The following is a 13,111-nucleotide window of genomic DNA, read 5'->3' as shown; positions in this document are numbered from 1 at the left end:
TATATATTAACGAATACAATTTTTCGCCTTTTGTCCGTATTGAACAAGGTTATTCCCAAAGATGATAAAACTATATTACTGTATACAAATATGGGATTTAGGGATAATATAAAAGCTATTTACGATTATTTAATTGAAAATGAATATAATTCAACATATAAGATATTGATTAGTTCAAATGAGAAAATAACAGAGAGACTTCCCCTAAATGTGCACTACATAAATACTTTAAATGGCGTGATAGACTATCTTAGAGCTGGACATGTTTTTTATGCGTTTGGAAGAATACCAATTTATCCGTCAAAAAATCAATATGTTGTACAAATGTGGCATGGCACACCATTTAAGGCTCCTGATAAGCGCCAATTACAAACAGTTTCAAGAAAATCATATTACACAAGTATGCTAATCTCATCAGACTATTTTAAAGAAGTTGTGAAAAGGGCTCAAGGTGTGAAAGATGAGAACATAGTAATATGCGGACAGCCTAGAACAGATATTATGTTTAGACAATTTGAAAAATATCCAGAACTAAGTGGCTACAAAAAGGTGGTTATATGGATGCCGACTTTTAGAAAGTCAAAAACATTAGGTTATGCAGATATTAAAGAAATAGAATCTTTTACTCCAATATTTCACACATCTGATTATATTAACTTAAATGAATGGCTTAAAAAAAGTAATATATTATTAATTATTAAGTTGCATCCGATGGAGGATATTTCTGATTTTGAAAGTATGAATTTAAGTAACTTATTCTTGCTGAGTCATTCTGAATTTATTTCTAAAAAATGGAATTTGTATAAATTAATAGCACAATGTGATGCGATGATTACAGATTATTCTTCAGTGTTTTATGACTTTATGTTGTTGGATAGGCCTATTGCATTTACTGTTGATGACATTGAAGGCTATAAAGAAGGAAGGGGATTTGCTGTAGAAAATCCAGACTACCTCACAGCGGGATATAAAATAAAAAACAAATTACAGTTTTACGGTTTTTTAAAAGATCTTTTGAACAACATGGATTTATATGCAGATGTTAGAAGAAAAGTTAATATGATTGTTAACACATATAACGACGGACAACAGTGTAAACGAACTTTAAAAATTGCAAATATTTATATAGAGGAATGAACATGAAAAACATAGCTTTAATTATTGCAGGTGGGGTTGGTGCAAGGATGCATCAAGATATTCCAAAACAGTTTATTAATGTTAAAGACAAGCCAGTCATTATGTATACTTTGGAAGCTTTTCAAAAGCATCCATATATTGATGCAATCGAAGTGGTTTGTCTTGATGGTTGGCATGATATTCTGCGTGCATATTCTAAACAGTTCGGAATAACAAAACTTGAAAATATAGTATCCGGCGGTGAAACTGGCTTACAATCTATTAGGAATGGATTGAATGATATAGCTAAGAAATATACTTCCGATGATGATATTGTTTTAATTCACGATGCTATAAGGCCAATGGTAAGCCAGGATATTATATCGGATAACATTAGGGTATGTAGAGAATATGGAAATGCAATTACAGTTATTCCTTGTACCGCTGTGATGCTTAAGACAGCTGATAGTGTGACATCGAATAGCCAAATTCCGAGGGACAATCTTAAAATAACACAGACACCTCAAACGTTTTTTTTGAATGATATTCTTAAAGCGCATAAAGAGGCAATTGAAAAGGGAATTAATGATTCAATTGCTTCATGTTCGTTATATGTAGAATTGGGAAAAAAATTGTATCTTTCCATTGGTTCAGAAAAAAACATTAAACTCACAACATCTGAGGATATGGAGATTTTTTCGGCATTATTGGAAACAACTAGACCAGATTGGATGAGAAAGTAACGGTGAAAAAATGCGAGTGGTATTAGCTAGCGATAGAAACGGATTGGATTATAAACTGAGGTTAATTTCCCATCTGCAAAAAAATGGGTATGAGCCAGTAGATGTCGGCACATACAATAATGTTCCTTGCGATACACCTGTTTTTGCAGCAAAAGCGGCAAGGTTAGTTGCTTCAGGTGATTGTAAATATGGAGTATTATTATGTGCTACAGGTACTGGGATGATTATGGCTGCAAATAAAATCAAAGGAATTTTATGCGGCATGGGATATGCGGATCTTGTAACAAAATACATGAGGCAACATAATGATGCAAACATGATTGCATTTGGACAAAAACACATGGGATATGAAGATGTTGAACATCGCGTGGATATTTTTTTGACAACAGAGTTTATCGGTCAACATCATACACCTAGGGTTCAGCAAATAAGAGAGCTTGAGGAAGGAAAAGAAATTAAACAAACACCAATAATGAATCCCAATTGGAAATAAGGAGATGGAAAATGATAATTGAAAAAGTTAACGGCAAAGATGATTTGAAAAAATTATCAGTTACAGAATTAAATATTCTTTCCTCTGAAATCAGGTCTGCTTTGATAAAAAAAATGAGTAAACTTGGTGGACATATGGCCTCTAATCTGGGAATTGTAGAAATTACTATAGCCTTACATAGAGTTTTCGATTCTCCTGTGGACAAAATTATATTTGATGTTTCACATCAATCCTATGTTCATAAGATATTAACAGGTAGAAAAGATGCGTTTTTGTATGAAGATAAATACGATGATGTGTCTGGCTACAGTAACCCAGAGGAAAGTGCGCATGATTTTTTTAACATCGGTCATACATCAACTTCTATTAGTCTGGCATGCGGCATGGCGAAGGCAAGAGATTTGAAGGGTGAAAATGAAAATATAATTGCTGTAATTGGAGATGCTTCGTTAGATGGCGGAGAAGCATTTGAAGCATTAAATTATGCAAAAGAACTTCATAGTGGGCTAATTGTTGTAGTGAATGATAATAACATGTCAATTCCTGAAAACTATGGTGGCTTACATGATTCACTTAATCAATTGAGAGAGTACAACGGTGTCATAGAAAATAATTATTTCAAATCTCTAGGATTTGAATATAAATTCATTAAAAATGGACACGATATAAAAAATTTAATTGATATATTTGAAGATATTAAAGGAATAGACCATCCTGTAGTAATACATTGTTGTACAAAAAAAGGAAAAGGATATTCATTCGCAGAGCAAGATAGTGAAAAATGGCATTGGGCACGTCCCTTTGATATAGAAACAGGACAGTATATAGGAGGGATTCCTAAAGAAAATTATGGCGCAATTATAGGTGAGCATTTATTAGGAAAAATGAAAGATGATAAAGATGTGATAGTTGTTGCTGCATCAACTCCACTCTGCATAGGTTTTAATTCAGAAAGAAGACATAAAGCAGGAAAGCAATTTATCGATGTAGGTATAGCTGAACAAAATGCTATATCGATGACAGCGGCAATTGCAAAAAGAGGTGGAAAGCCAGTCTTTGCGACGAATAGCACATTTTATCAAAGAGCATATGATCAAATTGAGCAGGAAATGTGTATTTCAAAATGTCCAGCAACAATGCTTTTAACTCATGCATCAGTTTGGGGGCATACGAATGATACCCATGCTGGACTGTATGATATTGCACTACTTGCGAATATTCCGAATCTTGTATATTTGGCACCTACAAATTGTGAAGAATATATTTCAATGCTAGACTGGAGCATTAATCAGGATAAAATTCCTGTTGCAATTAGAATTCCATGGACTAAAGTTTATCATGTATACAAAGAATTTAGAAATGAATATTTTGACACAAAATATGAGGTCACTCGAAGTGGTTCTAAAGTTGCTATTATTGCATTAGGCAGCTTTTATCAGTTAGGAGAAGAAATTGTAGATATATTAGCAAACCATGGCATTAAAGCAACATTAATTAATCCAATGTTCATTTCTGGAATAGATAACGAAACATTAGATTCATTAAAGAATACACATGAACTAGTTGTGACCCTTGAAGATGGAATTTTAAATGGAGGATTTGGAGCAAAGATTGCACAATACTATGGATTATCTCATATGAAAGTAATGAATAAAGGATTTTCCATGAACATTCCAAACAGATTCGCACCGGAAAAACTTATGATAGATAATAGGTTACTTCCGAGTCAAGTGGTACAAGATATATTAGCGAATGTAAGGGGCGAAAAAGCATGAGGTACACTGATGTAGAGTATAGAGAGTTATCAAAATATATAAAAGATAACGATTTTGATAAGTTCCTATACAATAAGACAATATTAATTACCGGTTCAAAAGGATTAGTTGGAACATCGCTAGTAAAGTGGATATTAGTACAGAACGAAATTAAAGGCACCAATACGCGTATTATTGGCTCAACACGTAATCCTTTAGAAATACCAGATTACATTACAGAGGGTGATAATATTATGTATTGCCAATATGGTACAGAATTAAATTTAAAAGAACACATTGACTATATAATTCATGCTGCTTCACCTACTGGAAATCGATATCACATGCAGCATCCTGTTGAAACATTTAGAACCAATGTAGACGGGATTGAGAAAATGCTTGATTTGGCCAAGTTAAACGAAGGAGTGGAGATGATTTATTTATCCTCTGAAGAAGTTTATGGTTTACCTGCGGATAACTCCCCGGCTATGACTGAGGACATGGTTGGTGCTATTGATAGTTTGAACCTCAGAAACTGTTATCCTTTAGGTAAAAAGGCATCAGAATTTTTGTGTCACGCTTCTACTGCTGAATATGGATTAAATGTCAAAATAATCAGGCCAACAGTTATACACGGCTTGTTTCAAAGATACGATGAACCAAGAGTAGTAAATGAATTGCTACGATGTATTATTGAGGATAAGGATTTCGTGATGAAATCAGATGGTATGACAAAAAAATGTATGATATATTCTTTAGATGCGGTAACTGCAATATTTACTGTTCTATTTAAAGGCACAGCAGGAGAAGCATACAATGCATCAAATCCAGAAACTTTTATCACTATTAAAGAGTTGGCAAACCACTTATTTGAAAAATTTAATCCCAATATCAAAATAATTTTTGACCATAATAATGTTAAGAAATCAGATGGATTTTTGCCACATCGAACTTTAGTTCAGGATTGTTGCAAATTAAGAGCACTTGGATGGGAACCGAAGAAAGGTTTGGATGAGATTTATGCAATAGATATTGATAGGTTCAAAAATACGAAAAGGATTAAAAAAACAAGTTTGTGAAACGAACCTTAATCTGATAACCAAGGCCATTCTTACCTATACTTGGGGTTATGTTTCTAATATCTCAGAAGATAAAAATATATAGTAACCAAGCCGCCAGGTGCCATATACGGTAGTATAGCATTCAGTAAATGCAGCTGTCATGCATGAATATGACTGAATTAGGAACAACTCATGTGGATTATATCCTGTGTGCAAGGGTACTTGCTAATGAAGATATTGAAGAGGCATATGAGGCCAATATTGTGAAATTAATTTTTGAGCTTATAGAGGAAAAAAGGTATAATCCACTGGAAATTTCAGGAATAGCCGTAAAGAATCATGGAATATTTGCTTAATGACAGAGTCATGCCAATGCATCTATACACGCTATAGTAATGGAAAAGGTAACAGAGATGGATTTAAAGCACATTTATGTTTAACCAAAGATACGAGATAATGCTGTGCGTGCTTCATAAGTATTATCATAAGAAAACATGGCCTAATGTTTATTATGGACAGAACGGAATATAGAAATATTATGTGAGATAGGTATGAAAAGGTGAAACGAAAGCTCTTAATTGTAATTACAACAGGATTTACAAAATACGGCGGTCTTTCAGGTGTTGTGATGAATTGCCTGCGTCAAATGGATATATCAGAGTTTAAAATCAGCATTGTCTCAGGCAATATACCGGAGAATGATTTACTTGACGAATGCAAAGATAAGGGAATTGAATATATTAGGATTTGTGGTAGAAATAGATTACCAATCAAATATATGTATCAATTAAAGACTGTTTTAAAATCATATGATATTATCCACATTCATTCTAATAGTGCCACAGCTGCAATAGAATTAATTGCAGCAAAGTTGGCAGGGGTAAAATTAAGAATAGTTCAAAATCACACAGAAAAATGTAATCATTATATTGCCAGCTGTTTTTTTAAACCAATATTCAGCAAATTATATACACATGGCATAGCATGTTCTCAAAAAGCCGGAGATTGGTTATTTAATGATAAAAACTATCAGATATTAAACAATAGTATAGATACAGAAAAATATAGATTTAATGGTGAAAGCAGGAAAAGAATAAGGCATCAATATGGGATAGATAACAACTGCATTTGTATTGGTCATGTAGGAAAAATATATCAGCCTAAGAATCACAAATTTTTGATTGATATTTTTAAGGATTATCATGATTTTATACATAATTCAAAACTATTATTAGTTGGTGATGGAATAATGCGTGAAGAGATAGAACAATATGTTGAAGAACTCGGCATAAATGATGATGTTATATTTGCTGGAATGAAATCTAATGTTAATGAGTATCTTTCAGCATTTGATATGTTTGCTTTTCCATCTTTATGGGAAGGAATGCCTTTATCTGTATTAGAAGCGCAAGCTTCTGGATTACCCTGCTTTATTTCAAATACAATAGATAAAGATATTATCGTAACTGATATTGTAACCATGTTGCCACTTGATAAAGGAACAAGATTTTGGGTTGAAAAATTACCAAAAAAAATAGAAAAAAATAGAGAAAAATACTCGGACGAAAGTATATTGCAATTGAAGGCTAATAATTATGATTCAAAAGTTTGTGCTAATATACTAAAAAATTTATATTCAGAGATTACTAATAAAAGGTGAGAGTAGTTTTATGAACATTAAGAGTATATTTACGACTCAGTATGGTGAGTGGTGTGTTTTTTATAAAATAAAAGAATCAAACTGGAGAAATTTAAAAACAAAAAGAGGATATTGGTATGCAGATCCAATATTGTTCGAATACAAGGATGGTATATATCTGTTCACTGAAGCATTTCAAAAAAACAGACAAGTTGGAAGCCTAGCAGTCTCGAAACTTGTTGATGGAGAATTTACAGAACCTAAAGAAATCATCAGAAAGTCTTATCATCTTTCATATCCATGTGTTTTTCAATATGATAATGTTGTTTATATGATTCCCGAATCTTCTCAGAATCGTACCCTTGAATTATATAGAGCATTGGACGATTCGTTAGAAAAGTGGGAAATTGTAAAGGTATTATTATATGATATTGAGTGCGTTGATACAACGGTTTTTGAGTATAAATCAAGATTATATTTGCTTACATATTTTCAAAAACTCGGAGAATATATAACAAAAGTATATATACTCGATATAGATGAACTAAAAATAAGTGATGTGTATAGTATAAGTAAAAATGATAATATTTATAGGCCGGCTGGAAAAATATTTGAAAAAGATGGAACATATTTCAGGCCGGTTCAGTATAATTTAAATTCTTATGGCGAAAAAATGAGATTGCTAAAAATTGATTTAGATAAAAACGATTGGATAGGCACAGTTGTAGACGAGTATACCGTAGATTCTTTTGGATTAGATAACATGTCTAAAACACATACTTATAGTCAAATACAGGATGTGTGTACCATTGATGCATTACATGAATATAGAACATTTTTGGCTCCATATTATATCTCTAGAAGAAAGTTTCATAATTTTTATTTTAGAGTAAAAAACTTTCGTAGAAAGATAATCGATAATTAAACGGAGGCCGGTTTATATGATTCCTAAAATAATACATTACTGCTGGTTTGGAGAGAAGGAGATTCCTGGTAACTTAAAAAAATATATGGACTCCTGGAAGAAATATTGTCCAGATTATCAAATTAAGCTTTGGAATGAATCTAACTTTGACGTTTCTACACACCCGTTTATAAGAGCGGCATATGAATCAGAAGCGTGGGCATTTGTATCAGATTATGCGAGATTGAAAATAATATTTGATTACGGTGGCATATATTTAGATACTGATGTTGAGTTAATTAAATCACTGGATTCTCTTTTAACTAATGAGAGTTATATAGGAATTGAACAAAATGGAAATAGATGCAATACAGGTTTAGGATTTGGAGCAGAAAAACATAGCAATGTAGTAAAAAAGATGCTTGATGTATATGAGCACGTATTATTTGATAACGAGAAGCGAATTGATATAGAATGTCCGAAACTAAATACAGAAGCTATAAGCTCTCTGGGAGAATTTAGTTTGTGTGAGGTGTCCTTTTTGCCAGGAGTAACAGTTTATCCATCTCAATACATGGATCCTATATCGACAGGCAGGACAAAAAATTTGTTATGTGAAGAAACTATTTCAATTCATCATTATAGTGCTTCCTGGGCAGGAGGAAAAGAACGATTAAAACGACGAATTGTAGCATTAATTGGTGTACAAAGATATTTTAAGATTAAAAAAATCTTAGGAAGGACAATATAAAACAATACTCTTAAAGCGTTTAATATTATACCAGGAGCTACCGACCGGGATTTATACTTTGTAGAAGAGAGGTGAACTAGACTCCGAGGAAAGCAAGACTGAGAGGTGCCGGAAAGAAGAGGGCAAAGAACCTAATCATGGTAGCGAAGTTCAGCGTTGGAAACAAGGAAGCATCGGAGACTGCACTAATAGAGTTAAAGGAATTTGTTAATGCCATAGATGTGTATGAACTTAGGTTGGAGGTAATCTTGCAGAAGATAACCAATACACTGAAAACGGTTTTGTATCTTGATAAGATAGTGTCGAATAAGAGAATTGGTATGCTTTCAGTCAGCCGATTTGTAGCAGACATAGGTGATATCAGTCGTTAGGATAACACCAGAAAGCTGAAGAAACTGGCAGGCTATTCAATCATATCAAATATTTTGGGCAAACATAACAGTGAGGGCCGAATCAGTTATCGGAGAAGAAAGCATCTGAGATATGACACTAAAAATCCTTGAAAGACGTGGAAAAACACTTAACTAAATAAGGAGGAATATGAATGAAAGACACAGCAAATAAGTATAGATATTTATATAAAAATACAGCCATATTTGCTGTAAGTTCATTTAGTACCAAAATTCTTTCTTTTTTATTTATACCAATATATACCGCTGTTCTAACAACGACAGAGTATGGTACTGCAGATCTTATTAATACAACGGGAATATTACTTATATATATCTTAACGGTTAATATAGCTGATTCGGTATTACGTTTTTCAATCGAAAAGGTCGAAGATAGTGAAAAGATACTTTCATTTGGCATAAAGGTGCTATTTACTGGAACTATTATATGTGCTTTACTATTAGGTTTGGCCTGTTATGTGGAACTATCTAATTGGCCTGTGATTTATTATGTTTTTATATTCTTGTTTTTTGTTTCTTCTGCTTTTTATCAAATAATGACAAATTATTTAAGAGGTATAGATAAAGTATCAGCAGTAGCGGTTTCAGGTGTGATATCTTCGGGGGTAATAATAGGAAGCAATATTTTATTCCTAGTAGTGATAAAGGTAGGAATCCTGGGCTATCTTATATCAATGGTTACGGGGCCAATTGTTGCATCAATATATTGTATTTTTGCAGCTAAGAAAACAATTCGTCAGATGTTTTTCTCTAAGTTGGAAAAGGCAACCCAGATAGGTATGTTGAAATATTGTATGCCACTAATTTTTAATAATATAGCTTTATGGATTAATGGATCATTAGATAAATATTTTGTAACAGGTATATGTGGTACTGCTGAAACTGGAATATATTCAGTTGCGGGAAAAATTCCTCATATATTAGATACATGTATAATTGTGTTTTGCCAGGCATGGAATTTATCAGCAATCAAAGAGTTTGATCCAGAAGATAAAGATGGTTTTTTCTCAAAAACATATAATGTTTATGGAGCAGTTATGGCTGTAGGATGTTCAATGATAATTATAATGAATATTCCGTTGGCACGCTTTTTATATTCAGATGATTTTTTTATTGCTTGGAGATATTCATCTATTCTTGTTATAGCAACTATGTTTAATACTTTAACAGCCTTTATTGGTAGTATTTTTTCAGCGGCTAGGTCAACACACATTATAGCAACAACAACTATATTATCTGCGGTAATAAATACCATATTGAACATTATATTAATACCAAAATTGGGACCATCAGGAGCTGCAATAGCAACTGTTATTGCTTATTTCGCTATGTGGCAAATAAGACTTTTGTATTTAAAAAAAATCATGAGATTAAACTATAATTTTTTGAAAAATATAGTAACATATGCATTGCTAGTACTGCAAGTGATATTTGAACATCATTTGAACCACTTTTATGTAGGGCAAATCATGTGTGTATGTTTTCTAATGATAATAAATCTATCAGAATTGAAAATGGTAGCTAAAAAGCTTCTAAGTGTTTAGAGGGGTTAAAAAACAGATGAACATATTGTATTACCTTAAAAAAAGGGGATTAAAAAGAACTTGCCAGGTTATTTGGCGATATAAGATTGACTTCGTAATACAACGACTATTTGCAGTGATTTTTAAAAATCAAAATTTACAAAATATTATTATTATAGAAAGTCATAATGATTTTGATTCGAACGGAGGGGCCTTTTATAATTACTTAATTAAAAACAAATATAATGACAGGTATAAAATAGTATGGCTTATTAGGAATAAAAAACCAGAGGCTCTTCCACAAAATGTGGAATGCTATGGAATATATAAACCAAGTTTAAAAAAGGACTACTATCTGTCAAATGCAAAGTATATATTAACTTGCCAAGACGCATTAGGAATCGTTAGAGATGGGCAGAAAGCATATTACCTGACGCATGGTGCAATGGCATTAAAAAATACTAAAGGCAATATATCTGTTTCTGATAGCATGACTTATATTCTAGCACCTTCTGAATACTTGAAATCAATTCAGGCTGATTTATTATCGATTCCGTATCCTAATGATAAACAAATAATATTAGGTTATCCGTGTCATGATGTGTTATACAATCTTGAATCAGGTGATTTGAGCAAGCTGACTGATTATACTTTTAATAAGGTGGTTTTATGGATGCCAACATTTAGAAAGTCAAAAATAGATAATCGCATTGATTCTTCAATCGAATATACAATGGGTATACCAATTGTAAGTGACATAGAAGAATATAAAAAACTTAATAATATACTAAATAGTTTAGATATACTATTGATAATCAAGATACATCCAATGCAGGATTTGGAACAAATCAAAATATATTCGGATACCAATATTATTGTAATAGATGGTAATAAAGTGAAAGAACTAGATATAGATAATTATAAACTAATGGTAGATGCAGATGCAATGATTAGTGATTATTCATCTTCCGGAACAGATTTCTTACATACAGGAAGACCTATTGCGTATACACTTGATGACATAAATGAATACAAACTTGGTTTTATAGTTGAAAATCCCAAAGATTTTATGCCTGGTATGAAAATATATTGTTTTGAAAATTTAATTAATTTCTTTGTATCACTAAATAATGGAGAAGATGAATATTACACTCAAAGAAAATCGGTTTTAAATAAGATGTTTACTTTTCATGATGGCAATAGTTCTAGTCGGTTGGCTGAACATCTTGGGTTATGAACGGATTTTATAAAATCTTAAGAAAATGGGTAACTTATTATGTTAGAAATAGTCTTTATCTGTGTAATTTTATTTCCAGATATAATAATAAGGTATTTGCCTAATAATGGATTTTTTAATTATTGGGATGAGCTATTATTTATAATAATATTTATAGTATTAATAATTAGGCTAACAAATAGTAGAATTAAAAAAGATGCACTAATATTTTTCTTGACACTTATTAGCATAATTATTGTAGGTCTTATGGGGAATATTATATTTGGATATCAACTATCAGCTAATGCGATAATAAGAGATATTGTTGGTTTTTTAAAATTTCCGTTAACCCTTTTCGCACTATGTGAATTAAATCTAACCCGGAAACTTGCATCTGTATTTTATAGAATTATTCCATTTCTTAAACTAATAATAGCTATAATTTTTATTTTTGGAATAATATCCATGTTTTTTAATATAGGTTTATCTCAATTAGAATATAGGCATGGAATTCATCCTTATATGTTTTTGTTTTCACATCCGACATATTTGACAACATTTGCAATGATGATACTGTTAGCATTGAATGCTGCAAAAGACTGTACTTTGATAGATGAAATTATGTTATTAGGAACTCTTGTTTTAGGTATGCGAACAAGAGGATTTATATTTGTTGCTATATATGTATTTGTAAAATATGGGAGAAGCTGGTTTAAGAGATTAAAAGTTTTGTATTGGTACATTATTTTCTGCCTCATTATGGCAGTTTCTTATAATAAGCTTATGCTATATGCTTCCTATTCAACTTCACCAAGAGAAACTTTATATATGGGCGGTCTAAAACTAATGAATATATGCATGCCAATAGGTTCTGGATTTGGCACTTTTGCATCCCATTTATCAGCCAAAATGATGTCTGGGGTATATAATACGATACATATTACAGGATTTTATAATGAAAATGGTACTGTATCTGCTGCAATTGGTGATGCAGGTTATCCATATTATATGGCACAATTTGGTATTATAGGTTTAGGATTGATTATTATTTTATTATTATTTTTAATTGGATTAACTAAAGAAGGAATTAATAACGAAAATACTTTTTCGCTTAATATGATGTGGCTTATGATAGGCATTTCGCTTATTACAGAAACAATACTTGTAAATGATGGAGTTGAGATTGCTGTATTAATGGCTATAATATGTAAATTGAGTCTTATGACACAGCAGGAACAGTATAATCATAGAAGGGTTAAGATAAAATATCGTATTAGATAAATATAGCTTCCAATATTAAAAACATAGGGGTAAACGAGTAAGAGAAAGTTTTGATTATACCAGCCTTCATTGAGCTACCGTTCGAAGTTTGAGAGCCACCTACTACCTACCATAAGAACTACCGTCCGAAATTTAGAGTGTGTGAAGAAAAGTCTGTAAAAGCTAATCTTCTATGATAATAACTGGGCTGAAAGTTCTTTCTTGGACCTTCAGTCCTTGT

At 31.9% G+C, this 13,111-nt stretch carries 13 protein-coding genes; all 13 read left to right on the top strand.

Annotated elements, in window-relative coordinates; all coding sequences use genetic code 11:
- Positions 1–39 precede the first annotated feature (39 nt).
- The 13 genes from FGS84_RS29705 to FGS84_RS29650 all read left to right on the top strand — a co-directional run bounded on the left by FGS84_RS29705 (position 40) and on the right by FGS84_RS29650 (position 12,891).
- Positions 40–1,137 carry a CDP-glycerol glycerophosphotransferase family protein gene (locus FGS84_RS29705; protein ID WP_207671151.1) on the top strand — a complete coding sequence of 366 codons (1,098 nt, stop codon included), beginning with the start codon at positions 40–42 and terminating at the stop codon, positions 1,135–1,137.
- Positions 1,138–1,139: 2 nt separating this feature from the next.
- Positions 1,140–1,859 carry an IspD/TarI family cytidylyltransferase gene (locus FGS84_RS29700; protein ID WP_138311772.1) on the top strand — a complete coding sequence of 240 codons (720 nt, stop codon included), beginning with the start codon at positions 1,140–1,142 and terminating at the stop codon, positions 1,857–1,859.
- 10 nt (positions 1,860–1,869) lie between these two features.
- The gene (locus FGS84_RS29695) at positions 1,870–2,352 is read left to right on the top strand and encodes an RpiB/LacA/LacB family sugar-phosphate isomerase (RefSeq protein ID WP_138311771.1); all 483 of its coding nucleotides are present in this window, start codon (positions 1,870–1,872) and stop codon (positions 2,350–2,352) included.
- Positions 2,353–2,363: 11 nt separating this feature from the next.
- Positions 2,364–4,127: a 1-deoxy-D-xylulose-5-phosphate synthase gene (locus FGS84_RS29690; protein ID WP_138311770.1), complete on the top strand. Its 1,764-nt coding sequence runs from the start codon at positions 2,364–2,366 to the stop codon at positions 4,125–4,127.
- On the top strand, positions 4,124–5,185 hold the full coding sequence (locus FGS84_RS29685) for an NAD(P)-dependent oxidoreductase (protein WP_138311769.1): 1,062 nt from the start codon (positions 4,124–4,126) through the stop codon (positions 5,183–5,185). The genes FGS84_RS29690 and FGS84_RS29685 overlap by 4 nt, the downstream gene beginning before the upstream one ends.
- Before the next feature lie 152 nt (positions 5,186–5,337).
- Complete coding sequence (locus FGS84_RS29680; protein WP_171042747.1) at positions 5,338–5,523, top strand: hypothetical protein; 186 nt, start codon at positions 5,338–5,340, stop codon at positions 5,521–5,523.
- 203 nt (positions 5,524–5,726) lie between these two features.
- Positions 5,727–6,827, top strand: a complete 1,101-nt coding sequence (locus FGS84_RS29675; protein ID WP_138311767.1) for a glycosyltransferase — start codon at positions 5,727–5,729, stop codon at positions 6,825–6,827.
- A 10-nt stretch (positions 6,828–6,837) separates the two neighbouring features.
- Positions 6,838–7,731, top strand: coding sequence for a hypothetical protein (locus FGS84_RS29670; protein WP_138311766.1), 894 nt, complete (start codon positions 6,838–6,840; stop codon positions 7,729–7,731).
- Between the two features lie 16 nt (positions 7,732–7,747).
- Positions 7,748–8,461 carry a glycosyltransferase gene (locus tag FGS84_RS29665; RefSeq protein ID WP_138311765.1) on the top strand — a complete coding sequence of 238 codons (714 nt, stop codon included), beginning with the start codon at positions 7,748–7,750 and terminating at the stop codon, positions 8,459–8,461.
- A 137-nt stretch (positions 8,462–8,598) separates the two neighbouring features.
- On the top strand, positions 8,599–8,832 hold the full coding sequence (locus FGS84_RS31130; protein WP_171042746.1) for a hypothetical protein: 234 nt from the start codon (positions 8,599–8,601) through the stop codon (positions 8,830–8,832).
- 173 nt (positions 8,833–9,005) lie between these two features.
- Positions 9,006–10,415 (top strand): polysaccharide biosynthesis C-terminal domain-containing protein, encoded by a 1,410-nt coding sequence (locus FGS84_RS29660; protein WP_138311764.1) that lies wholly within the window; start codon positions 9,006–9,008, stop codon positions 10,413–10,415.
- A 16-nt stretch (positions 10,416–10,431) separates the two neighbouring features.
- A complete protein-coding gene (locus FGS84_RS29655) occupies positions 10,432–11,631 on the top strand; it encodes a CDP-glycerol glycerophosphotransferase family protein (protein WP_138311763.1) in 1,200 nt (399 codons plus the stop codon).
- A gap of 39 nt (positions 11,632–11,670) precedes the next feature.
- Complete coding sequence (locus FGS84_RS29650) at positions 11,671–12,891, top strand: hypothetical protein (protein WP_138311762.1); 1,221 nt, start codon at positions 11,671–11,673, stop codon at positions 12,889–12,891.
- Positions 12,892–13,111 lie beyond the last annotated feature (220 nt).

This window comes from Clostridium sp. 1001271st1 H5 (assembly GCF_005845215.1).
GTDB lineage: Bacteria > Bacillota > Clostridia > Lachnospirales > Lachnospiraceae > Enterocloster.
This window is presented reverse-complemented; position numbering and strand designations above follow the sequence as displayed.